This is a genomic window from Stenotrophomonas sp. Steno-Z4, from assembly GCF_056393145.1.
Genome location: NZ_JBWJPC010000001.1, coordinates 124,919 through 148,950 on the forward strand (window position 1 = coordinate 124,919; position 24,032 = coordinate 148,950).

The window sequence follows — 24,032 nt, forward strand, 5'->3', positions numbered from 1 at the left end:
CACTGTTCATCGCTGGCTCATTCGCCGCGCTCCAGGCGGGCGATCTCCTCGGCTCGGGCGGCAAGGATCAGGGCGGCGGCGCGCTCCTGGTCCATGTCCTCGATACCGAACTCGAGGATCTCATCGGCGGCCAGGTCCGACAGGTCCTCACTCGTACGCACACCGTGGCCGGCCAGGGCGTAGGCGGTTGCCTCGTCCATGCCATCCAGGGCGAGCAGGTCTTCGGACGGCGAACCATCTTCCAGACCCTCTTCCACCGCAAGCGCTTCGTTGAGCAGCGCATCGCGGGCACGGGCACGCAGCTCTTCGACGATGTCTTCGTCGAAGCCTTCCACGGCCAGCAGTTCGCCGACCGGGACGTAGGCGATTTCTTCCACGGTGTTGAAGCCTTCGGTCACCAGGATGGCGGCGATTTCTTCATCCACTTCCAGCTTGTCCATGAACAGCTGGCGGGCAACGCCCTGCTCTGCCTCGGACTTGGCGGTCACCTGGTCCTGGGTCATCACATTGAGCTGCCAACCGGTCAGGCGGCTGGCCAGGCGCACGTTCTGGCCGCCCTTGCCGATCGCCTGGGCCAGGCGCTCTTCAGCGACGGCCAGGTCCATGGAGTGCTTGTCTTCATCGACGATGATGGACTGCACTTCCGCCGGCGCCATCGCATTGATGACGAAGTTGGCGGGGTTGTCGTTCCACAGCACGATATCCACGCGCTCGCCATTGAGCTCGTTGGACACCGCCTGCACGCGCGAACCGCGCATGCCGATGCAGGCGCCGATCGGATCGGTACGCGCATCGTGGGCGAGCACGGCGATCTTGGCGCGGTCGCCCGGATCGCGGGCACAGGCCTTGATCTCGACCAGCCCCTGGCCCACTTCCGGCACTTCGAGCTTGAACAGCTCGATCATGAACTCCGGGGCGGCGCGGCTGATGAACAACTGCGGGCCACGCGGCTCCGAACGGACTTCGGCCAGGTAACCGCGCACGCGGTCGCCAGCGCGCAGCACGTCGCGCGGAATGCCCTTGTCCTTCGGGATGAAGGCCTCGGCGTTGCCGCCCAGGTCCACGTAGATGTTGCCGCGCTCGGCGCGTTTGACCACGCCAGTGACCAGCTCGCCCACGCGGTCCTTCCACGCATCGACCACCTGCTGGCGTTCGGCTTCGCGCACGCGCTGGACGATCACCTGCTTGGCGGCCTGCGCCGCGATGCGGCCGAAGTCCGGGTTTTCGATCTGCTCTTCGATGTAATCGCCCACTTCGACGCCTTCGGCTTCGTCGATGGCATCCATCAGACGAACCTGGCGGTCGGGCGATTCCATCACCACGTCATCGGCCACCACTTCCCAGCGGCGGAAGGTTTCGTAGGTGCCGTCCTTGTGGTCGATCGACACGCGCGCCAGCACTTCCTCATCGGGATAGCGCTTCTTCGCGGCCGACGCCAGTGCTGCTTCGATCGCATCGAAGATCACTTCACGCGGAACGCCTTTTTCATTGGCGACCGCGTCCACTACCAGCAAAAGTTCCTTGCTCATTGTTGGCTCACTCCGCGCGCGGCTTCTTGGCCGCCGGCTCGTTGGATGGTTTCTTGTTCGCCTTGCCACCCTGCTTGGGTGCCGGGCCAGTCGGTTTGGTCGGAGCCAGGCCGAGGGCGGCCCAGTCCGGCATGATGCGTGCCTTCTCGATATTCTCGACGTCGGCGGTAAACGGGGAATTGTCGACCTTGAAGGTGACGGTCTTCTGCTCGGCATCGACGCCGAGGATTTCGCCCTGCAGGCGACGACGGCCGTCCTGCGGCAGCTTCAGGGTGACCTTGGCCGACTCGCCCACCGCACGTTCGAAATGGTCGAAGGTGAACAGCGGACGATCCACGCCGGGCGAGGACACTTCCAGCGTGTAGTTGGCAGTGATCGGGTCTTCCACGTCCAGCTGGGCCGACACTTCGCGGCTCACGCGTTCGCAGTCGTCGATGTTGACGACACGCTCGGGCTGTTCTGCCAGCGGCACGTCGATATAGAGGCGCAGCGTTGCGCCGCCCGGGGCGGTCAGGTACTCCACACCCAGCAGCTCGAGACCCAGCGACTGAACGGTGGGGGCGAGCAGATTCGCGATTTCGGTTGCCTTGTCGCTCACAGTCTGCCTTGGTTCGTTGAAAGAGGTGCTGCCCCGGCGCACGGCCTGGGGCCCGGAAACAACAAAGGGCCCGCTGGGCCCCTTGTCCGGTACGACTCCGGTCATGCTGGATTCCGGTTGCAGATCACGCGCGGTGCGTGAAGCTGCGAGCCCAGCCTTCCGGGGGGTCACGACTACCTGAGGGGAAGTCGCACGGCCCGGAAGCCGGTCGCGGGACGGTCCGCATTCCAGGGAATGGGTCCAGTCAGGTAGTCCGCTAAGCCGTGGATGATAGCGGTTGCACCGCGCTGGTGCAACGGGCGCGGGCGCCAGATGGCCGGATCCGTCCCTGCATTCAGCTTCGTCGATGCCGTTGCCCGCTCCAACGAAAAAAGCGACCCCGTTGCCAGGATCGCCTTTTCGTCTACTGCATCTGCACTGCAGATTTTCTGTGGTAGCGGGGGCAGGATTTGAACCTGCGACCTTCGGGTTATGAGCCCGACGAGCTGCCAGACTGCTCCACCCCGCAGCAGAAGCGGAATTGTAAAGCAGCTTTCTGGTTATCGCAACCCTCGAGGCGGTCGAGGATCATCCGGGGGAGCCGCTCTTCGTGTGTGCGCGTTGTGCCGCGGCTGCCATACCTGTCGATGAAGGTCCGTATTACGGATCGCGGTAATCGATCTCTGCGGCTCCGGCTGCGGACGGAAAACCACCCTGTGGTATTTGCCCGTTGGCTTGCCGGTGAAACTACTGACGAAGACGGGCCCGCGATACGCCGTCACCTTCTGCCCCGTCGCATCGGCCAGCACTTGGCCCTGGGAAACGGGTCCGTCGGCCGACCTGCATGACACCAGGTGGATCGGCCTGTTCCCCATGCCCTTTTTATTCACCAGCGCCGCGAGCCGGGTGCCGTCCAGGTTTTCCGCCCCCACCCGTGATGAATTTTCCCAACCATGCACATCCACGACGTTCTGGTTGCGCCCCGCCCGGAAGCGCACCTCCCCCAGTTTCAGAGGCGGCGATTGTCGCGCGAAGATGCGGCGCATCCCCGCCACCATCCCTGCGCCGACCAAGAGCCCGCCGGCAATGACGCCGAACAGCGCCGCGCTTTCTTTGTCGCCTTCCACTCCCTTGGAGATTGCCAGTCCGCCCATGGTCGCCGCGCCGAGTCCCATCAAGGTGGCCAGTGGCAACAGGTATTGCCCGCTCGGATCGACACGATTGACCGGGTCGCCTTCGCAATAGGCGTAACAGTTCATTCCCCCCCTGCCGAACGGACTGACATGGTCGGGGCTGTGAAAGCGCATCAGCATCGGGTTGTAGATGCGATAGCCATTGCCCAGGAATTGCCAGCCAACACCCGGCTCATGCAGCTGGCCGTTGTAGCCAAGCCAGCTACAGGGATAGCAGCGGCTGGCGTGTGGCGCAGAGGTGGAAACCGACGACATGACGCCCCCTTCAAGGCGCAGTTCGCGCCAGGCCTGTGTCCCCCGACGCGCAGATGATTGGCCCGGCACAATTAAAGAGCGGTGATGAAGGCTCGCCACGACGATTGCACCCTCAGCGCGACCGCACCGCCTGCGCCGCACGGGCAAGCACACGCATGCCCCGACCGACCGGGTGCAGCGCGGTGTTGAGCACCGAGGTGACCGTCCTGGCGACGCCGGTCTGCGGACGGAACACGGTGGATATGTGGTCGTCGGGACCCGCATTGGAGTTCCGTGCCTGCATTCCATGGGTGCGCCCCCTGTATCCCCTGACCGGAACGTTGAGTTTGTTGGCCAACCGCTGCGCCTGCGACGCATAGCGTCCGCCGACGGCGGAGTAGCAGGACAGCATGTTGATCGGTTTGAAGCGATAGCCTGGGCCCACCGCCGTGCTCACCTGCCGGCCCAGCGCGTGCCCGCTCACCGCACCCGTAGAGCCGGTGGCGAAGGGAAGCCCATGGGCGACCAGCTCATCGCCGCGCGCTCCCGAAGCAAAGCGCAACTCGCCGATGCGCACGGTCCGGCCGGGCTGCACGGTTGGCACCGGTGGCGTGGTTGGGGGCACGCCCACTGCGGTCACGCGCGAGGACGCCCGCAGCATGTGCATTCCTCCTGCCGCCACGCCCACGCCCAGCGCAACGGCGGCCAGGATACCGGCCGTGGTGCCCTCCCCCTTCGTCCCGGCTGCGGCCGAGCCCACCAGGGCCCCAGCGCCCGCCAACACGGCTGCGCCCACAACAAGCTGTGCGAAATGACCGCTGGGGTCGGCCAGGTTGATGGGATCGCCGCCGAACGCGGCATAGGCATTGAGGCCTCCTTCTGCAAACGGACTCAGGCTGTCCGGTCGATGGAACCGCCTCAAAACAGGACTGTACACGCGATACCCGTTCCCCAGGATCTGCCACTGGGTACCGGCGCCATGCAGTTCACCGTGAAAGCCCAGCGACATGGCCGCATGCCTCACCGCAAGCCCGACATGCGCTGCATCACGCCCGCCCGGGTTCTCCGGTTCAGCGCGGTATTGCGGATGGCCGTGTTTACCCGTGCAAGTCCGGTCTGGGGATGGAACACCCTGGCGTGGTACACGCCCATGGGCCTGTGGGTGAACGCATTGCCTGCGACCGGGCCCACGAAGCCGATGACCGGCTGCCCCAGGCCATCGGCCACCACCTGCGCCTGCGGCGCCGGCCCGGTCCCCGAGTTGCACGACAGATAGATCAGCGGCTTGTCGCCCAGCCCCTTCGACCTGAGAAACGCGGTCATCTCGGTACCGTCCATGGGCGTGTTGCCGACCAGGGACCCGTTGGAACTTCCATGGACGTCGAGCCAGTCCTTGTTCTTTCCGCGGTGGATGCGCACCTCTCCCAGGCGCGAGCTCGATTGCCTGCGGACCAGGGCGCGAGCGCCGAGCGCCGCCAGCGCCGCGACAGCAAAGGCGCCTCCCAGCACGGCCAGGAACTTTGCACTTTTGCTGTCGCCGGTGATGGCAACTGCACCGGACGCGCCGAACAACGCCACCGCGCCACCTCCGAGTAACGTCGCGATCGGCATCAGGAAGTGGCCGGTGGGATCGGCATGGTTGATCGGATCGCCAGCGCAATAGCTATAGGCGTTGATCCCACCACGGTCGAAGGGGCTGCTGTCGTCGGGGCTGTGGAAGCGCCCCAGCCGCGGGTTGTAGATCCGGTAGCCATTGCCCAGAAACTGCCAGCACCTGCCCGGCTCGTGCAACACGCCGTTGTAGCCGAGTCGCACGCGCACTGCCGGCAGGGCATGACCAGCCTGCCGGCGGCTCAAGCCTGCAAAGCGAATGGCACACGACGGCGTCATACCGGGTAAATCGGCTTCGCCTGTTCCCACCGTGCCGACCGTTGGCGGATGTTCGCCTCGCGCGCCCGCAGCGGCACCCGTTGCCGATCACGTGTGCGCAGGGCAGATGGCGACGGCGGCGGCGGTGGCGGCGGCAGGTCCGACGAAACGAAGGCACGACATCGAGGCTGCGCGCGCTGGATCGCGACGTTCGGCGGCGGGCTCGACGGCGCCACCCGGCTGGACAACCCTGGCGAGCCCAACCGCGCCGGCGCTGAGAGCCGTCGATTCACGGCCGGTGCCGTCGGGGTCGGCGGCGTGATCGGGGGCGCCGACGCCGTGAGTGACCCTGCGGCCTCATGCAACACCCCGTTATAGCCCAGCGCGGACGTAGATGAGGACACGATTACCCCCGGCCGACTGGCCGACTTATGCGTGTGTCCCCCGACAAGCCCACGAAATACGCCCACCGCAATTAAAAGGGCGTGTAGAGCGGGGCCCTGCCCCTCCGCCCCTGCCCTGCACCACCCAACAAAAAAGCGACCCCGTTGCCGGGATCGCTTTTTCGTCCACTGCCGCCGGCATGCACCGGGGCTATTTGGTAGCGGGGGCAGGATTTGAACCTGCGACCTTCGGGTTATGAGCCCGACGAGCTGCCAGACTGCTCCACCCCGCAGCAGAAGTGGTTGAGTTGATCCGTACCGCAACGATGTTCTGGCGAAACCGCTGCATCAACAACTCAGGAAACGAATATTACACTAATTGCGCAGCTTTGTATCGTTTTTCAGGCGAGATGCGCAAAAGCCTGCTGGCACCACACCATGATCGGGTTCCAGGCCAGACCGAGCGCCAGCAGCGCCAGGGCATTCACGCCCAGCACCACGCCCAGCACGCGGTCGTTGTTGGCCGGGAGCGGCTCGCCCACCGGCTCATCGAAATACATGACCTTGATGACGCGCAGGTAGTAGAAGCAACCGATCACCGCACAGATGACGCCCAGGATGGCCAGCCACAGCATGCCGCCGTTGATGGCCGCGCCCAGCACCGCCAGCTTGGTCCAGAAGCCCAGGAACGGCGGGATGCCGGCCATGGATGCCATGATGCACAGGACCAGGCCTGCCATCCACGGGTTGCGGGCATTGAGGCCCTTCAGGTCGTCGATCTTCTCGGCTTCGAAGCCGTTGCGCGACAGCGCGATGATCGCGCCGAAACCGGCGGTGGACATGATCGCGTAGCTCAGGGCGTAGAACAGCGCCGCCGCATAGCCACGCTCGCCACCACCGGCAATGCCGAGCAGCAGGAAGCCGATGTGCGACACGGTCGAGTACGCCAGCATGCGCTTGAGGTTGCTCTGCGCGATCGCCATCAGGTTGCCGATCACCAGCGACAGCGCGGCCAGGCCACCAATGAGGTACTTCCATTCGTCCGACAGCGGGCCCACGCCCACTTCCAGCAGGCGGTAGGCCATGCCGAATGCGGCCAGCTTCGGGGCCGAGCTGATGAACAGCGCAACCGGTGCCGGGGCACCCTGGTACACGTCGGGCAGCCACATGTGGAACGGCGCCGCACCCAGCTTGAAGGCCACGCCGGCGATCATGAACACCGCGCCGGTCAGCAGCAGCATCTTCTCGTCGGAGTTCGGGATGGCCGCGTTGATGGCATCCAGGTGCAGCGAACCGGTGGCGCCGTAGACCAGCGACATGCCGTACAGCAGCAGGCCCGAGGCCAGCGAACCCAGCACGATGTACTTCATCGCCGCTTCGGTGGCCAGGCCGTTGTCACGGTTGCTGGCGACCAGCGCATAGGAGCACAGCGCCAGCAGTTCCAGGCCCAGGTACACCATCAGCAGGCTGCCGGCCGAGACCAGGATCATCATGCCGGAGGTGGCGAACAGGATCAGTACCGGGATTTCGCCCTGGAACAGATCGCGTTCGCGCAGATAGCTCCAGCCATAGACCAGGGTCAGGCCGCTGCAGAGCACGATCACAGCTTTCATCACATCGGCCGCGGTATCGCGGACGAACATGCCGTGGAAGACCTCGCCCTGCCCGCCCACGCCGGTGGCGAGCATGAACAGCACGACCGCCAGTGCAGCGACCGAGAACAGGTGGGTCCAGATCTTGTTCTGCTTGCTGATGAACAGATCGAGGATCAACAGGGTGAACGCGCTGCCGATCAGCACCAGCTCCGGAGCGAGCGGCGGCAGGTCAGCGGCGGTCAGTGGCAACAGCGGCGAGGTGGTCATCATCAAATCCTGGAATTACAGCAACTTGCTGGATGCGATCTGCATCGCCAGCTTCGCGATCGAGGGTTCCATCAGGTCGGTCAGCGGCTTGGGATACAGACCCAGCGCCAGCGTACCCACGGCGAACACACCCAACACCAGCCACTCACGGCCGTTGATGTCCTTCAGTTCGGCCACATGCGCGTTGGCCACTTCACCGAAGAACACGCGCTTGTACAGCCACAGCGTGTAGGCAGCGGTGATCACCAGCGTGGTTGCGGCGGCCAGGGCCAGCCACGGATTACGCTGGAAGCTGGCCATGATGATCATGAACTCGCCCACGAAACCGCTGGTGCCCGGCAGGCCGGCATTGGCCATGAAGAACAGCATGGCGAAGGTGGCGAACCACGGCATCACGTTGACCACGCCGCCGTAATCGGCGATGCGGCGGCTGTGCATGCGGTCGTACAGCACGCCCACGCAGGAGAACATCGCGCCGGACACGAAGCCGTGCGAGACCATCTGCACCATCGCACCCTGCAGGCCCAGGCGGGCTGCATCGGCATTGCCGGCATCACGCACCAGCCACAGGGCAATGAAGGTGCCCAGGGTGACAAAGCCCATGTGCGCGATCGACGAATAGGCGATCAGCTTCTTCATGTCGTCCTGGACCAGGGCGACCAGGCCGACGTAGATCACCGCGATCAGCGACAGCGCGATGACCAGCCATGCCCATTCCTGCGAAGCATCCGGCACGATCGGCAGGTTGAAGCGCAGGAAGCCGTAGCCACCGATCTTCAGCGCGATGGCGGCCAGGATCACCGAACCGGCGGTCGGCGCTTCCACGTGGGCGTCCGGCAGCCAGGTGTGGACCGGGAACATCGGCACCTTGACCGCGAAGGCGATCAGGAAAGCAAAGAAGATCCAGGTCTGCTCCTGGGCCGACAGCTGCAGCTGGTACAGGTCGGCCAGCTGGAAGCTGCCGCCCTTCAGGTACAGGTAGATCAGCGCCACCAGCATCAGCACCGAGCCGAGGAAGGTGTACAGGAAGAACTTCAGCGCGGCGTAGATGCGGCGCGGGCCGCCCCAGACACCGATGATGAGGAACATCGGGATCAGCATCGCTTCGAAGAACACGTAGAACAGCATCGCGTCGGTCGCAGCGAAGATGCCCACGGTGACGCCTTCCAGGATCAGGAAGGCGGCCACGTACTGGTTGACCCGCTTGTCGATGGCGCTCCAGGCACCGATCAGCGCCAGCACCGAGACCAGGGTGGTCAGCAGGATCAGCGCGATGGCGATGCCATCCACGCCCAGGTTGTAGCCGATGTCGTAGGCCGGGATCCAGGCGCGGGTCTCGACGAACTGCAGTGCGTCGTTGGCCACGTCGTAGCCGCTGAGCAGCGACAGGCTGATCACGAAGGTCAGCACCGCCACGCCCAGCGACGCCCAACGGGCGGTCTGCGCATCACGGATGGCAAGGATCAAGGCACCGCCGAGGATCGGCAGCCAGATGAGAACACTGAGTAGAGGCCAGTTCGACACGTCTTCTTATTCCGTACAGGTCATCAACGCAGGTAATGCATCAGGACGCCCAGGAGGGCAATCAGGCCGATGATCATCGCGAAGGCGTAGTGATAGAGGAAACCGGATTGGGTGCGACGCAGCAGGTTGGCCGCCAGATCGATCAGGCGTGCCGAACCGTTGACCACCACACCATCGACGATGTTCGTGTCGATCGCGCGCGAAACCTTGCCCAGCTTGATGCCGCCACCGGCGAAACCGCCGATCCAGAGCTTGTCGAACCCGTACTTGTTCTCCAGCACCGACACCAGCGGCGCAAAGGTCTTGCGCGACTTCGTGGCCAGTTCCGGCTTCCACAGGTAGAACAGGGCCGCCAGCAGGAAGCCCGCCACGGTCAGGAAGAAGGCCGGAGCCATCATGCCGTGCAGGGCGAACGCCACCGGACCATGGAACTCTTCCGCCAGGGCACCAATGGTGTTGCGTGCCGGGTCGTAGAAATCGACCACGCCGGTGAAGAACGAATGCACCTGGCCCGGGATGCCGTGCTCGGCATGGTGACCGGCCCAGTCGGTGCCGTACAGCATCGGACCGATGCTGAAGAAACCGATGAGGATCGACGGGATCGCCAGCAGGATCAGCGGCAGCGTCACCACCCACGGAGTTTCGTGCGGCTCATGCGGACCGTGGCCATGGCCGTGGTCGTCATGGTGCGCGTCACCGTGGTGGGCGTCGGCATGATGGGCATCGGCGTGGTGAGCATCGGCGGCATGGTGATCGTCATGGCCATGATCATCATGCGCATCGCGGAAGCGTTCCTTGCCATGGAAGGTCAGGAACAGCAGGCGGAAGCTGTAGAAGCTGGTGACGATGACGCCACCCAGCACGGCCCAGTAGCCATAGGTCGCCACCCAGCTCGACGACACGTGCGCGTGGTGCTGCGCGGCCTCGATGATGGTGTCCTTGGAGTAGAAGCCGGAGAAGAACGGCGTACCGACCAGGGCCAGGGTGCCGATCCACATGGTGATGAAGGTGATCGGCATGTACTTGCGCAGGCCGCCCATCTTGCGCATGTCCTGCTCGTGGTGCATGGCGATGATCACCGAGCCCGCGCCGAGGAACAGCAGCGCCTTGAAGAAGGCGTGGGTCATCAGGTGGAACACGGCCGCCGAGTAGGCCGACACGCCCAGCGCCACGGTCATGTAGCCCAGCTGGGACAGCGTGGAGTACGCGACCACGCGCTTGATGTCGTTCTGCACGATGCCGATGAGGCCGGTGAAGAACGCGGTGGTGGCACCGATGAACAGCACGAAGTTGAGCGCGGTCTGCGACAGCTCGAACAGCGGCGACATGCGGGTGACCATGAAGATGCCCGCGGTGACCATCGTCGCGGCGTGGATCAGCGCCGAGATCGGGGTCGGGCCTTCCATCGAGTCCGGCAGCCACACGTGCAGCGGAACCTGGGCCGACTTGCCCATGGCGCCGATGAACAGGCAGATGCAGATGATGGTGGCGGTCGCCCAGATGACCGGTGCCTCGGTGATCTGGAGGGAGCTGCCAAACAGCGTGATCGCACCGGACCACACCTGGATGTGCGAGTACTGGCTGTTGACCAGCATGTCCGAGGCATTGGCGAACACGGTGGCGTAGTCCAGCGAACCGAACACCCACAGCACGCCGGCGATACCCAGGATGAAGCCGAAGTCACCCACGCGGTTGACCAGGAACGCCTTCATGTTGGCGAAGATCGCGGTCGGGCGCTTGAACCAGAAGCCGATCAGCAGGTACGACACCAGGCCCACCGCTTCCCAGCCGAAGAACAGCTGCAGGAAGTTGTTGCTCATCACCAGGGTGAGCATCGAGAAGGTGAACAGCGAGATGTAGCTGAAGAAGCGCTGGTAACCCGGGTCATCCTGCATGTACCCGATGGTGTACACGTGGACCAGGAAGGACACGAAGGTGACCACGACCATCATCATCGCGGTCAGCTTGTCGATCATGAAACCGACATGCGCCGAATACTGGCCAACCTCGAAGAAGGTGTAGACGTTCTGGTTGAACGGCTGCGCGCCACCCCACAGCAGCTGGTAGAACACGTAGCTGGACAGCACGCAGCTGACCGCGACACCCAGGATGGTGACGGTCTGCGCGCCGATGCGCCCTACCTGACGACCGAACAGGCCAGCGATGATGCTGCCGACCAGTGGTGCAAGCACCACGGCGATCAACAGACTCTTGGAGAGAGTAATTTCCATCTACGGATCAGCCCTTCAGCGAATCGACTTCGCCGACATTGATGGTGCGGCGGGTACGGAACAGGGTTACCAGGATCGCGAGGCCGATCGCGGCCTCGGCCGCGGCCACGGTGAGGATGAAGAACACGAACAGCTGCCCGGCCGTGTCGCCCATTTCGCGCGAGAACCCGACGAAGTTGATGTTCACCGACAGCAGCATCAGTTCGATGGACATCAACAGCACGATGATGTTCTTGCGGTTGAGGAAGATGCCGGCAAGGCTGATGCAGAACAGCAGCGCGCCGAGTGCCAGGATATGACCGAGGGTGATCACGGGGCAGCCTCCTCGTTGCTGGACGGCTTGGTGTTGGTGTGGACCACCGGGGTTTCCGACGCCATCTTGACCACGCGCAGGCGATCACGGCCCTTGACCATGGTCTGCTCGGTCGGGTTCTGGGTCTTCAGGCCGGTGCGGCGACGCAGGGTCAGCATCACGGCGGCGACCACGGCCACGGTCAGAATGACGGCGGCGAACTCGAACGGCAGCAGGTATTCGGTGAACAGGCTGCGTGCCAGCCAGGTTATGTTGGAGCTGTCGGCGGCCAGCGCGGCGGCGTTGTCGGCCGGCAGCGGGTTGACCGCCCTGCCCTTCACGCCGATCAGGATCAGCATCTGCACCAGCATGGTGACCGCGACCACCAGGCCGAGCGGCAGGTACCGGACCCAGCCTTCGCGCAGGTTGGAGGCGTCGATGTCGAGCATCATCACCACGAACAGGAACAGCACCATCACCGCGCCGACGTAGACCAGCACCAGCGCCACGCCGAGGAATTCAGCGCCAACCAGGATCCAGATGCAGGCCACGGAGAAGAAGGTCAGGATCAGGCACAGCACGGCGTAGACCGGATTGCGCACGCTGATCACCGCCGCAGCGGAAATGCCCGCCACGATGGAGAAGACCCAGAAGAAGATATTTACCCAATCCATCATTCAACCTCAGCGGAAAGCGGCATCGGCGGCACGACGCTCGGCGATTTCGGCTTCAAGCCGATCACCGATGGCCAGCAGCTGCGGCTTGGTAACGATGTTTTCGCCACGGTTCTCGAAGTGGTACTCGAGAATATGGGTCTCGACGATCGAGTCCACCGGGCAGCTTTCTTCACAGAAGCCGCAGAAGATGCACTTGAACAGATCGATGTCGTAGCGGGTGGTACGGCGGGTGCCGTCTTCGCGCTTGGCCGAATCGATGGTGATGGCCAGCGCCGGGCACACCGCTTCGCACAGCTTGCAGGCGATGCAGCGCTCTTCCCCGTTGGGGTAGCGGCGCAGCGCATGCAGGCCACGGAAACGCGGCGACTGCGGGAACTTCTCCATCGGGTACATCAGCGTGTACTTGGGCTTGAACGTGTACTTCAGGGTCAGCCACAGACCGCCGAGCAGCTCGAGCAGGAGCAGGCTTTTGAAGTAATGGGTAATTCGATTCATCACTTAGACGCCCTTCTGGATCACGCCGTAGAACACCATCACAGCCGTTACCGCAATCCACGCGATGGTGAGCGGGATGAAGACCTTCCAGCCCAGACGCATGATCTGGTCATAACGGAAACGCGGGAAGCTGGCACGGAACCAGATGTAGGCGCTGGCGAAGAAGAACACCTTCAACAGCAGCCACGGGGCACCGCCCTTCCAGATCCAGTCGATCCACGGCGAGATGTCCGCCGTGATCCAGCCCTGGAACGGGCTCAGCCAACCGCCGAGGAAGAAGATCGAGATCAGGAAGCTGATCAGGATCATGTTGGCGTATTCGGCCAGGAAGAACAGCGCGAACGCACCACCGGAGTACTCGACCATGTGGCCGGCGACGATTTCCGATTCACCTTCCACCACGTCGAACGGCGCGCGGTTGGTTTCGGCAACGCCGGACACCCAGTACACGATGAACAGCGGGAACAGCGGAATCAGGAACCAGTCGAAGAAGCCGGAGTTGCCGGCCTGCGCCATCACGATGCTGCTCAGGTTCAGGCTGCCGGCCGCGATCATCACGCCGACCAGGGCAAAGCCCATGGCGATTTCGTAACTGATCATCTGCGCCGAGGCGCGCATGGCACCCAGGAAGGCGTACTTGGAGTTGGACGCCCAACCGGCCAGGATGATGCCGTACACGCCCAGCGAGGTCATCGCCAGCAGGTACAGCAAGCCGGCGTTGGCGTTGGACAGCACCACCTGCGCATCGAACGGCACCACCGACCAGGCCGCGAAGGCCGGTGCCAGGGTGATCAGCGGCGCCAGCACGAACATCGCCTTGTGCGAGCTCGCCGGCTGGATGATCTCCTTGAACAGCAGCTTGAAGACGTCGGCGAAGGCCTGGAAGATGCCCATACCCACGTACATCGGGCCGTGGCGGACGTGCATCCAGCCGATCAGCTTGCGTTCCCAGACCACGAAGAATGCCACCGCGATGATCACCGGCATGGCGATCACCAGGATCTTCAGCACGATCCACAGCAGCGCGCCGATCTCACCCAGGCCCAGGAGCCATTGGTGGAGCGGGTCGACCGCGTTCAACAGCAATTCGTTCATGCAGCCACCACCGTTACGCGTGCGGCACCCAGCGGTGCGGTTGCACCGTGGCCCGATTCAATCCAGACCGAGCCCGCGGCGACGCGGGCGTCGACCACCACCGGCAGCGTGGCGCGACCGGCATCGGTGCCGACCTTGGCCATCTGCCCTTCGACCATCTGCAGGCGGGCGGCGTCATCGGCATTGAGCACGATGCGCGGCGCGGCGTTGAGCGGGTGCGACTGCAGCGCCTGGGCGCGGCGGACCACCGCATCGGTGCGGTAGATCGCAGCGGTGGACGCCACTTCCAGGCCGTCGCCGGTCACCGGCGTTGCCGCCGAGGTGGACACGGTGACGCTGACCGGAGCCAGGCTGGCACGCAGGCCGGCCAGGTCGGTGAACTCGAAACCGGCCAGGGCCAGTTCGCCGCCCAGTGCGCGCAGCACGCGCCAGCCTTCACGGGCCTCGCCCGGCAACTTGCCGCCGGCACGGGCCGACTGCTCGCGACCATCGAGGTTGGTCAGGGTGGCGTCGATTTCCGGCAGCGCGCCAATCGGCAGGATCACATCGGCCACATCGCGGGTCGAGGCGCAGGCGAACTGGCTGAACGCCACCACCTGGGCACCGGCCAGCGCCTTGCGGGCGGCGGCGGTATCGGCGAAATCCAGGCCCGGCTCGATGCCGTACAGGGCATAGGCCTTGCGCGGCTGTGCCAGCATGGCGTTGACGTCCTTGCCGGCCGGCAGCACGCCGGCGCGGGACAGGCCCACGGCATTGGCGCCCTGCGGAATGCGGCACAGCTTGGCGCCGGTGGCGGCGGCGAAGTCACGCGCGGCAGCGCGGATCGCGGCAGCCTGCGGGTGGTTTTCGGCGATGCCACCAACGATCAGCACGGCGGTGCCGGTCACGGCCTGGCGCAGGTCGGCGTTGCCCAAGGCCTCGACGAACTTCGACGGGGCCACGATCTGCTTGCCGGCCAGCTTGAAGGCGAAATCGAAATCGACCGGGTTGATCGCGTGGATCTTCGCGTTGCGCGTGGTCTGCGCCTTGCGCAGGCGGGCGTGCAGCAGCGGCAGCTCGTGGCGGATGTTGCTGCCGAGCACGACGATGCTGTCGGCGCCTTCGATCTCGGCCAGCGACAGGCCGAAGATCTCGGCAGTGGCGGCGTCGGAGAAGTCGCGGTTGTTGATGCGGTGGTCGATGTTGCCGGTGCCCAGGCCGCTGGCGAGACGGGCCAGCAGGGCGCCCTCCTCGTTCGAGGCCGACGGGTGCACCAGCACGCCGAGGTCGTCGCCCTTGTTGGCCGACAGGATCTCGCGGGCAGCGGCCAGGCCTTCAGCCCAGCTCACTTCCTGCCATTCGCCATTGACCTTGCGCAGCGGCTTGACGGCGCGGTCGGCGCTGTACAGGCCCTGGTGCGAATAACGGTCGCGGTCGGACAGCCAGCATTCGTTTACCAGTTCGTTGTCGCGCGGCACCGAACGCAGCACTTCGCCGCGGCGCACGTGCAGGAACAGGTTCGAGCCCATCGCGTCGTGGTAACCCAGCGACTCGCGCGCGGTCAGTTCCCACGGACGGGCGCGGAACTGGAACACCTTGTTGGTCAGCGCGCCGACCGGGCACACGTCGACGACGTTGCCGGACAGCTCGGTGGTCAGCGGCTTGCCGTCGTAGGTGCCGATCTGCAGGTTTTCACCGCGGTACATGCCACCCAGTTCATAGGTACCGGCAACGTCGGCGGTGAAGCGGACGCAGCGGGTGCACTGGATGCAGCGGGTCATTTCGGTGGCGACCAGCGGACCGATGTCCTCGTCGGGCACCACGCGCTTGCGCTCGTTGAAGCGGCTCACCGAACGGCCGTAGCCGAGCGAGACGTCCTGCAGCTCGCACTCGCCGCCCTGATCGCAGATCGGGCAGTCCAGCGGGTGGTTGATGAGCAGGAACTCCATCACCGAACGCTGGAACTTCAGGGCCTTTTCGCTGCGGGTGGCGACCTTCATGCCATCCATCACCGGGGTGGCGCAGGCCGGCGCAGGCTTGGGCGACTTTTCAACGTCGACCAGGCACATGCGGCAGTTGGCCGCGATCGGCAGCTTCTCGTGGTAGCAGAAGCGCGGGATCGAAATGCCCGCCTTGTCGGCGGCCTGGATGATCATCGAGCCCTTGGGCACGACCAGGGACTGGCCGTCGATCTCGACGGTCACATGCCCTTCCGGCACGATCGCCGGGGTGCCACCAGGATTGTTGGGTTGCGCGCTCATGCGGCGGCTGCCTCCACCTTCTTGCCGTCAACCATCGAATGACCGTTGACGATGTAGTACTCGAATTCGTCCCAGAACTGGCGCAGGAAGCCCTGGATGGGCCATGCCGCCGCTTCACCGAACGCGCAGATGGTGTGGCCTTCGATCTGGCCGGCCACTGCCTTCAACTGGTGCAGGTCTTCCATGGTGGCCTTGCCGGCGACGATGCGCTCGAGCACGCGGTGCATCCAGCCGGTGCCTTCACGGCACGGGGTGCACTGGCCACAGGATTCCTTGTGGAAGAACTGGCTGATGCGGCAGGCGAACTTGACGCAGCACACGCTGTCGTCCAGCACCACGATGGCACCCGACCCCAGGCCGGTGCCCAGGGCACGCAGGGTGTCGTAGTCCATCTGCAGGCCCTTGAGCTCTTCGGCCTTCAGCACCGGCATCGAGACGCCGCCCGGCACCGCGCCCTTCAGGGTGCGGCCCGGCTTGAGGCCGCCGGCCATTTCCAGCAGCTCGTCGAAGGTGGTGCCCAGCGGCACTTCGAAGTTGCCGCCCTTCTGCACGCAACCGGAGACCGAGAAGATCTTCGGGCCGCCGTTCTTGGTCAGGCTCAGGCCCTGGAACCACTCCGGGCCGTTGCGGATGATCGCCGGCACTGAGGCATAGGTCTCGGTGTTGTTGATCGTCGACGGCTTTCCGTACAGGCCGAAGTTGGCCGGGAACGGCGGCTTGTAGCGCGGCTGGCCCTTCTTGCCTTCCAGCGACTCCATCAGCGCGGTTTCTTCGCCGCAGATGTAGGCGCCGGCGCCGAGCGCGCCATAGATGTCGATGTCCACGCCGCTGCCGAGGATGTCCTTGCCCAGCCAGCCGTTCGCATACGCGTCGGCCAGGGCCTGCTCGAAGTTCTCGAACGGCTCGTGGTGGAACTCACCGCGCAGGTAGTTGTAGCCCACGGTGCTGCCGGTGGCGTAGCAGGCGATTGCCATGCCTTCCACCACCGAATGCGGGTTGTAGCGCAGGATGTCGCGGTCCTTGCAGGTACCCGGCTCGGATTCGTCCGAGTTGCACAGGATGTACTTCTGCATGGTGCCCTTGGGCATGAAGGACCACTTCAGGCCGGTCGGGAAGCCGGCGCCACCGCGGCCACGCAGGTTCGACTGCTTGACCATCTCGATGACCTGCTCCGGCGAAATCTTCTCTTCGAGGATCTTGCGCAGGGCGGCATAACCACCGGTCTTGAGGTAGTTCTCGTACGACCACGGGGTGTCGTAGTGCAAGGTGGTGTAGACCACCTGGTGCGGCAGCGGTGCGGGACCGACCGGACCCTGGGGTGCGTGATGATGTGCCATGTCTTACTCCAACCCGTCCAGCAGCTCGTCGACTTTCTCGACGGTCAGGCGCTCGTGGTAATGGCCGTTGATGACCATCATCGGCGCACCGGCGCAACCGGCCAGGCATTCTTCTTCGCGCTTGAGGTAGATGCGGCCATCGGCGGTGGACTGGCCGGTCTTGCAGCCGAGCTTCTTCTCGGCATGCGCGACCAGGTCTTCGGCGCCGTTCAACCAGCAGCTGATGTTGGTGCAGAAGGCGACGTTGTGGCGGCCGACCTTTTCCAGCTCGAACATCGAGTAGAAACTGGCCACTTCGTAGGCCCACACCGGCGGCAGGTCCAGGTACTTGGCCACGCCGGCGATCAGCTCGTCGGTCAACCAACCGGCGTTCTGCTCCTGGGCGGCGTGCAGGCCCTGCAGCACCGCCGAACGCTTGCGGTCCGGCGGGAACTTGGACAGCCAGTGATCGATGTGCGCGCGCGTCTTGTCGCTCAACACCACCATCGGGTCGACGTCACGCGCCGCCTCGAAATTACCCGTCGCCTTCATCGGCCGACCTCAGCGAATACCAAATCGTTAAAAACCAGAACCTGCAGCGCCGGCAGCAGCCGGCGGGTGTCAGGCATCGTGCATGCGGTGGCCATTACCGGTCCACCTCGCCGAACACCAGGTCGTAGGTGCCGATCATGGCCACCACGTCGGCGAGCATGTGCCCGCGCACGACCGAGTCGATCGAGGACAGATGGGCGAAGCCCGGCGCGCGCAGGTGCACGCGGAACGGCTTGTTGGCGCCATCGGACATCAGGTAGCAGCCGAACTCGCCCTTGGGCGCTTCAACCGCGGCGTAGGTTTCGCCGGCCGGGACGCAGTAGCCTTCACTGAACAGCTTGAAGTGATGGATCAGCGCTTCCATGTCGTCCTTCATGTCCTCGCGGCTGGGCGGGGCGACCTTGAAGTTCTTGACCATGACCGGGCCGGGGTTGGCACGCAGCCACTGCACGCACTGCTTGATGATGCGGTTGGATTCGCGCATCTCGGCCACGCGGACCAGGTAACGGTCGTAGCAGTCGCCTTCCTTGCCCAGCGGGATGTCGAAATCCACGGCATCGTACTTGGCATACGGCTGCTTCTTGCGCAGGTCCCAGGCCACGCCCGAGCCACGCAGCATCACGCCGGTCATGCCCCAGGCATGCGCCAGTTCCGGGCTGACCACGCCGATGCCGACCGTACGCTGCTTCCAGATACGGTTGTCGGTGAGCAGGGTTTCGTATTCGTCGACGCGGCCGGGGAACTCGACCGTGAAGTTTTCCAGGAAGTCCAGCAGCGAACCTTCGCGCGAGGCGTTGAGGTTCTTCAGGGCCTTGCCCTTGTGCCAGCGCGATTCCTTGTACTTGGGCATCTGGTCCGGCAGGTCGCGGTAGACGCCGCCCGGACGGTAGTACGCCGCGTGCATGCGCGCGCCGCTGACCGCTTCGTAGCAGTCCATCAGCTCTTCGCGTTCGCGGAAGGCGTACAGCATCACCGCCATCGCGCCCAGGTCGAGCGCGTTGGAACCCAGCCACATCAGGTGGTTCAGGATGCGGGTGATTTCATCGAACATGGTGCGGATGTACTGGGCACGCTCGGGCGCTTCGATCCCCATCAGGGTTTCGATGGCGCGCACGTAGGCGTGCTCGTTGCACATCATGGACACGTAATCCAGGCGGTCCATGTAACCGATGGACTGGTTGAACGGCTTGGATTCGGCCAGCTTTTCGGTACCACGGTGCAGCAGGCCGACGTGCGGGTCGGCGCGCATGATGGTTTCGCCGTCCATTTCCAGGATCAGGCGCAGCACACCGTGCGCGGCCGGATGCTGGGGACCGAAGTTCATGGTGTAGTTGCGGATTTCCTGGCGCAGTTCGGCCGGGTTGCTCGCAAACGCCTGGTGGGCTTGGTGGATCTGGCTCACTTGCTTGCCTCCGTCTGCGCGCTTTCGCCGGCAGCGGTCTGGAAACGGGCGTCGTCACGGATCACGCGCGGCACGCCGACACGCGGCTCGACCGAGGTGACCGGCTCATAGACAACGCGCTTCTTTTCTTCGTCGTAGCGGACTTCGACGTTGCCGATGAGCGGGAAGTCCTTGCGGAACGGATGCCCCACGAAGCCGTAGTCGGTCAGGATGCGGCGCAGGTCCGGGTGGCCTTCGAAGATCACGCCGAACAGGTCGAACGCTTCGCGCTCGAACCAGTTCAGGCCCGGCCACACGCTGGTCAGCGAGGCGACCACCGGCAGTTCCTCGTTCGGCGCAAAGCAGCGGATGCGCATGGTGAGGTTGTGCTGGTAGGAACGCAGCTGGGCGACCACGGCGTAGCGCTGCAGCGGCACCGGCTGCGGCTGGGCGCCATCGCTGGTTTCGCGGGTGGGGAACTCGCCCCAGGCGAAACGGCCGACGGACTTGCCCTCGACGCCACGGCTGAAGCCCTGCGAGGAGACATCGGAGGTGTCCCACTCGTCGCTGCCGTAGCCGAGGTAGTCCAGGCCGCACAGGTCAACGGCCTGTTCGAAACCGAATTCGTCGCGCAGCGCCAGAGCGGTGGCATGCCAGTCAGCGGCGGGCACTTCCAGCGTCACTTCGCCGCGGGGTTCGACCACGAAGACCTGCGCACCAGCGAAACGTGCGGAAAGTCGGTCGATGAAGGATGCTTGCTCTGCCATGGGGGCTTGGCGTGCTCTTGTCAGGAGGAATGTCAGCGGGCGATGGTCTGCGTACGCCAGATCTTCTTCTGCAGCTGCAGGATCCCGTACACCAGCGCTTCGGCGGTAGGCGGACAACCGGGGACGTACACGTCCACCGGCACCACGCGGTCGCAACCACGCACCACTGCATACGAGTAGTGGTAGTAGCCGCCACCGTTGGCGCAGCTGCCCATGGAGATGACCCACTTCGGGTCCGGCATCTGGTCGTAGACCTTGCGCAGGGCCGGGGCCATCTTGTTGACCAGGGTGCCGGCCACGATCATCACGTCGGACTGGCGCGGCGACGGGCGGAACACCACGCCGTAGCGGTCAAGGTCCAGGCGCGCGGCACCGGCATGCATCATTTCAACCGCGCAGCAGGCCAGACCGAAGGTCATGGGCCACATCGAGCCGGTACGTGCCCAGTTCAACAGCGCGTCGACGCTGGTGGTCACATAGCCCTTCTCGAGCAGCGGGTTGTCGCCTTCGGGGCGCAGGATGTCATCGACCCGCCCTTCCGGGACCGGGTTGTTCATCAGGCCATCGAGAGTCTGAATTACTCCCATTCCAGCGCTCCCTTCTTCCAGACGTAAATGAAACCGAGGAAAAGCATGCCCACGAACAGGCCCATCGTGACCAGCGAACGTGCGCCCAGCTCCATGAAGACCTGGGTCCACGGCACGATGAAGATGATTTCCAAGTCAAATACGATGAACTGGATGGCGATCAGGTAGTAGCGCACATCGAACTTCATGCGCGCGTCCTCGAAAGCCTCGAAGCCGCATTCGTACGGCGAGAGCTTTTTCAGATCGGGACGCCGGGGACCGAGGAACCGGCCGACCAGCATCAGCGCAACGCCGATACCGGTGGCAACAATCAGAAACAGCAGAGACGGCAAATATTCGGCCAGCACAGCGATTCTCTCTTGCCTCTGCCGCCACGCCTGCAGGCGTCTTGGCATGGGGGAGTGGACGGAAAACGCTACTGGCGCTTTGCGCGCCAGACGTATCCGCTTACAAACAAAATGGTGCCCAAGAGGGGACTCGAACCCCTACGACCTAAGTCGCTACCACCTCAAGGTAGTGCGTCTACCAATTCCGCCACCTGGGCTTACGTATCGCGCCGGGAGTTCCAATCGAATCCCCCAACGCGCCGCATATTGTAACCGTCTTCAGGGAGTCTGGGAGCCTTCCGAAGGCTTTTCTTCACCCGATTTCGGCGTTTCCGCCTGAGCCGGCACAGTAGCCTGCGGAACCGGCTGCTGGACAGCGGCTTCCGGGGCCTTCGGCACGGCCGGCAGCTCACCTGCGGGGACCGCCGGGGCGCTGGGCGCAACCGGGGCAGACATCACGCCGAGGTCCTGCTGGACCGCCGGGCGCGCGCCATGGCTGGCGTACCAGGCCATGAACAGGCTGATGCCGAAGAACACCACGGCCAGCCACTTGGTCGACTTGGACAGGAAGTTGGACGCGCCGCGCGCGCCGAACACCGTGCCCGAAGCGCCGGCACCGAAACCCGAGCCTGCGGCCGCGCCGGAACCACGCTGCATCAGGATGAGCGCGATCATGGACACCGCGACCAGCACGTAGACCACATTGAGGATCAACATCAGCATTTCGAATCCGCCCTCGGGCATGTCAAATAGCGGCCGCCGCATGGGCGATGGCCAGGAAATCCGCGGCCACCAGCGAGGCGCCGCCCACCAGCCCACCATCGACATCGGGCTGCGCGAACAGTTCCGCTGCGTTGTCGGGCTTCACGCTGCCGCCGTACAGGATGGGCAACGAATCGGCAATTCTAGCATCGAGCTTGGCCACTTCGCCACGGATGAACGCGTGGACCTGCTGGGCCTGCTCCTGGGTGGCGGTGCGGCCGGTGCCAATGGCCCAGACCGGCTCATAGGCCACCACGGCATGCTGGAACCCGGCCGGGCCAACCAGCTCCAGCACGGGCGCCAGCTGGCTGGCGATGACGTCTTCGGTCTGGCCAGCCTCACGCTGCTCCAGGGTTTCGCCCACGCACAGCACCGGCACCAGGCCGGCATGCACGGCGGCGGCGAACTTGCGGGCCACCAGCTCGCTGCTCTCTTTGTGGTACTGGCGGCGCTCGGAATGGCCGACCAGCCCATAGCGGGCACCGACGTCGGCCAGCATGGCGGCGCAGACTTCGCCGGTGTAGGCGCCCTTTTCGTTGGAGCTGACGTCCTGCGAGCCAAAAGCGACGGCACGGCCCTTGAAGGCCTCGACCAGCTCGCCCAGGTACGGAAGCGGCGGCAGGATGACGACCTCTACCCCACCCTTCGGCAGGCTGGCGACGATATCGCTGACCAGGTCGGTCGCGAATTGACGGCTGCCGTGCAGCTTCCAGTTACCGGCGACGATCTTGCGGCGCATGGCGGGGCTCCTTTGGGGTATCAGCCGGCAATGATACCGGATGTAACGAATGCGCGTTTCCCGAAAACGCTTACATTTCAAATGGATATTGGATACAGGTCGGACCAGCCCACCGGATCCGCGATGGGCCCATGGTTGATTGATCCCGATCCCGATACGCCCGCACCAGGTCGTAGCCCCGGCCGTTGGCCGGACACCGCGCGCAGCGCGGCAACGCGTCCGGAACCGGTGACGCACCACTGCCCCTCGGCGTCCGGGGTTTATACCCAACCGCAATCATCCATCACGGATTGATGGACCCGGATCCAAGAGCGTCCGGCCAACGGCCGGGGCTACGCTGAAATGAACAAGGCCACCCTTCGGTGGCCTTGTTCTTATTTCAGCTTGATCTCACGAAGTCGCTCTTCGAGGAACCCATGCGCGGTGATCGGCTCCGGGTAGCGGCTCGGGTTTTCCGGGGTGATGCAGGTCGGCAGCACGTCGATCAGGAAGTCCGGGTTCGGGTGCAGGAAGAACGGCACGGAGTAACGCGGCTGGCGGGCCTGCTCGCCCGGGGGGTTGACCACGCGGTGGATCGTGGACGGGTACACGTGGTTGGTCAGGCGCTGCAGCATGTCGCCGATGTTGACCACGATGGTGTCCGCGTCCGAGGTGAACGGCACCCACTTGCCCTCGTGCGACTGCACTTCCAGGCCGGCCGCGCTGGCGCCCACCAGCAGCGTGATGAAGTTGATGTCGCCATGCGCGCCCGCGCGCACGTTCGGGATGTCGTCGGCGGTGATCGGCGGGTAGTGGATCGGGCGCAGGATCGAATTGCCGTTGTTGGTCTTGTCCGCGAAGAAGTCGATCGGCAGGCCGATGTGCAGCGCCAGGGCCGACAGCACGCGCGAGCCCAGCTTGTCCAGTTCCTGGTACAGGCCGTAGCCCTTCTCCTTGAAGCCCGGGACCTCGGTCGGCCACAGGTTGGGGGCCATCACGTCACGGTACTTCGAGTCGTCCGGGATCTCACGGCCGATATGCCAGAACTCCTTCAGGTCGAAGTGCTTTGAGCCCTTCGCCGTTTCCACGCCGAACGGCGTGTAGCCACGCGCACCGCCGGTGCCCGGCAGGTGGTACTGCAGCTTGGTGGCTTCCGGCAGCGCGAAGAAGGCTTTGAATACGTCGTAGGCCGCGTCGATGTCCGCCTGCGGGATGCCGTGGTTGCGGATGCCCGCGAAACCCCATTCACGGTAGGCCGCCCCCAGCTCGGCGACGAAGGCATCGCGGTCACTGTCGAAACGGGTGATGTCGAGGGTGGGGATCTGGCTCACAGCGATTCCTGGCTTGTTCGTGGTGGGTATGCGGGGCCACGCCTGTGGCCCGGCTGAACATTGTGCCAGATCGGACAATCGACGCCGCCGA

General features: G+C 64.6%; 22 protein-coding genes and 3 tRNA genes. All 25 read right to left on the minus strand.

The annotated features are described in order from the left end of the window. Nucleotides 1–17 precede the first annotated feature (17 nt). Nucleotides 18–1,529 carry a transcription termination factor NusA gene (gene nusA, locus AC06E7_RS00625; RefSeq protein ID WP_447786039.1) on the minus strand — a complete coding sequence of 504 codons (1,512 nt, stop codon included), beginning with the start codon at nt 1,527–1,529 and terminating at the stop codon, nt 18–20. Between the two features lie 7 nt (nt 1,530–1,536). Further along, on the minus strand, nt 1,537–2,127 hold the full coding sequence (rimP, locus tag AC06E7_RS00630; protein WP_176472586.1) for a ribosome maturation factor RimP: 591 nt from the start codon (nt 2,125–2,127) through the stop codon (nt 1,537–1,539). Between the two features lie 431 nt (nt 2,128–2,558). Beyond that, a tRNA-Met gene (locus AC06E7_RS00635) sits at nt 2,559–2,635 on the minus strand. 31 nt (nt 2,636–2,666) lie between these two features. Beyond that, nucleotides 2,667–3,554: an RHS repeat-associated core domain-containing protein gene (locus tag AC06E7_RS00640; RefSeq protein WP_478062466.1), complete on the minus strand. Its 888-nt coding sequence runs from the start codon at nt 3,552–3,554 to the stop codon at nt 2,667–2,669. A 112-nt stretch (nt 3,555–3,666) separates the two neighbouring features. Further along, entirely contained in the window at nt 3,667–4,542 is an 876-nt protein-coding gene (locus tag AC06E7_RS00645) for an RHS repeat-associated core domain-containing protein (protein ID WP_478062468.1), read from the minus strand. An 11-nt stretch (nt 4,543–4,553) separates the two neighbouring features. Then, nucleotides 4,554–5,348, minus strand: coding sequence for an RHS repeat-associated core domain-containing protein (locus tag AC06E7_RS00650; RefSeq protein ID WP_478062470.1), 795 nt, complete (start codon nt 5,346–5,348; stop codon nt 4,554–4,556). 653 nt (nt 5,349–6,001) lie between these two features. Beyond that, nucleotides 6,002–6,078, minus strand: a tRNA-Met gene (locus AC06E7_RS00655). Between the two features lie 108 nt (nt 6,079–6,186). Continuing rightward, nucleotides 6,187–7,647, minus strand: a complete 1,461-nt coding sequence (nuoN, locus tag AC06E7_RS00660; protein WP_184126535.1) for an NADH-quinone oxidoreductase subunit NuoN — start codon at nt 7,645–7,647, stop codon at nt 6,187–6,189. 15 nt (nt 7,648–7,662) lie between these two features. After that, nucleotides 7,663–9,171, minus strand: coding sequence for an NADH-quinone oxidoreductase subunit M (locus AC06E7_RS00665; protein ID WP_068853397.1), 1,509 nt, complete (start codon nt 9,169–9,171; stop codon nt 7,663–7,665). A gap of 23 nt (nt 9,172–9,194) precedes the next feature. Next, nucleotides 9,195–11,402: an NADH-quinone oxidoreductase subunit L gene (nuoL, locus tag AC06E7_RS00670; RefSeq protein WP_447786047.1), complete on the minus strand. Its 2,208-nt coding sequence runs from the start codon at nt 11,400–11,402 to the stop codon at nt 9,195–9,197. Nucleotides 11,403–11,409: 7 nt separating this feature from the next. Continuing rightward, nucleotides 11,410–11,715: an NADH-quinone oxidoreductase subunit NuoK gene (nuoK, locus tag AC06E7_RS00675; RefSeq protein ID WP_068853402.1), complete on the minus strand. Its 306-nt coding sequence runs from the start codon at nt 11,713–11,715 to the stop codon at nt 11,410–11,412. Beyond that, a complete protein-coding gene (locus AC06E7_RS00680) occupies nt 11,712–12,371 on the minus strand; it encodes an NADH-quinone oxidoreductase subunit J (protein WP_176472628.1) in 660 nt (219 codons plus the stop codon). The genes nuoK and AC06E7_RS00680 overlap by 4 nt, the downstream gene beginning before the upstream one ends. A gap of 6 nt (nt 12,372–12,377) precedes the next feature. Continuing rightward, nucleotides 12,378–12,866: an NADH-quinone oxidoreductase subunit NuoI gene (nuoI, locus tag AC06E7_RS00685; protein ID WP_068853404.1), complete on the minus strand. Its 489-nt coding sequence runs from the start codon at nt 12,864–12,866 to the stop codon at nt 12,378–12,380. A 3-nt stretch (nt 12,867–12,869) separates the two neighbouring features. Further along, nucleotides 12,870–13,961, minus strand: a complete 1,092-nt coding sequence (gene nuoH / locus AC06E7_RS00690; protein ID WP_184126532.1) for an NADH-quinone oxidoreductase subunit NuoH — start codon at nt 13,959–13,961, stop codon at nt 12,870–12,872. Further along, nucleotides 13,958–16,201 (minus strand): NADH-quinone oxidoreductase subunit NuoG, encoded by a 2,244-nt coding sequence (gene nuoG / locus AC06E7_RS00695; protein ID WP_478062475.1) that lies wholly within the window; start codon nt 16,199–16,201, stop codon nt 13,958–13,960. Before nuoG ends, nuoH begins: the two co-directional genes overlap by 4 nt. Next, nucleotides 16,198–17,538, minus strand: a complete 1,341-nt coding sequence (gene nuoF, locus AC06E7_RS00700; RefSeq protein WP_093532774.1) for an NADH-quinone oxidoreductase subunit NuoF — start codon at nt 17,536–17,538, stop codon at nt 16,198–16,200. Before nuoF ends, nuoG begins: the two co-directional genes overlap by 4 nt. Nucleotides 17,539–17,541: 3 nt before the next feature. After that, nucleotides 17,542–18,069 carry an NADH-quinone oxidoreductase subunit NuoE gene (nuoE, locus tag AC06E7_RS00705; RefSeq protein WP_070207226.1) on the minus strand — a complete coding sequence of 176 codons (528 nt, stop codon included), beginning with the start codon at nt 18,067–18,069 and terminating at the stop codon, nt 17,542–17,544. 94 nt (nt 18,070–18,163) lie between these two features. Then, complete coding sequence (locus AC06E7_RS00710; protein WP_068853412.1) at nt 18,164–19,471, minus strand: NADH-quinone oxidoreductase subunit D; 1,308 nt, start codon at nt 19,469–19,471, stop codon at nt 18,164–18,166. Continuing rightward, nucleotides 19,468–20,217, minus strand: coding sequence for an NADH-quinone oxidoreductase subunit C (locus AC06E7_RS00715; RefSeq protein WP_068853414.1), 750 nt, complete (start codon nt 20,215–20,217; stop codon nt 19,468–19,470). Before AC06E7_RS00715 ends, AC06E7_RS00710 begins: the two co-directional genes overlap by 4 nt. A 32-nt stretch (nt 20,218–20,249) precedes the next feature. After that, the gene (locus AC06E7_RS00720) at nt 20,250–20,804 is read right to left on the minus strand and encodes a NuoB/complex I 20 kDa subunit family protein (RefSeq protein WP_017354657.1); all 555 of its coding nucleotides are present in this window, start codon (nt 20,802–20,804) and stop codon (nt 20,250–20,252) included. Continuing rightward, nucleotides 20,795–21,151 (minus strand): NADH-quinone oxidoreductase subunit A, encoded by a 357-nt coding sequence (locus AC06E7_RS00725; RefSeq protein WP_026069699.1) that lies wholly within the window; start codon nt 21,149–21,151, stop codon nt 20,795–20,797. The genes AC06E7_RS00720 and AC06E7_RS00725 overlap by 10 nt, the downstream gene beginning before the upstream one ends. A 112-nt stretch (nt 21,152–21,263) precedes the next feature. Next, nucleotides 21,264–21,348: transfer RNA gene (locus tag AC06E7_RS00730), tRNA-Leu, on the minus strand. A gap of 61 nt (nt 21,349–21,409) precedes the next feature. After that, nucleotides 21,410–21,853 (minus strand): preprotein translocase subunit SecG, encoded by a 444-nt coding sequence (gene secG / locus AC06E7_RS00735; RefSeq protein WP_095363552.1) that lies wholly within the window; start codon nt 21,851–21,853, stop codon nt 21,410–21,412. 22 nt (nt 21,854–21,875) lie between these two features. Then, the gene (tpiA, locus tag AC06E7_RS00740) at nt 21,876–22,631 is read right to left on the minus strand and encodes a triose-phosphate isomerase (protein WP_478062478.1); all 756 of its coding nucleotides are present in this window, start codon (nt 22,629–22,631) and stop codon (nt 21,876–21,878) included. A gap of 374 nt (nt 22,632–23,005) precedes the next feature. Continuing rightward, entirely contained in the window at nt 23,006–23,941 is a 936-nt protein-coding gene (locus AC06E7_RS00745) for an isopenicillin N synthase family dioxygenase (RefSeq protein ID WP_068853418.1), read from the minus strand. Nucleotides 23,942–24,032: the final 91 nt, after the last annotated feature.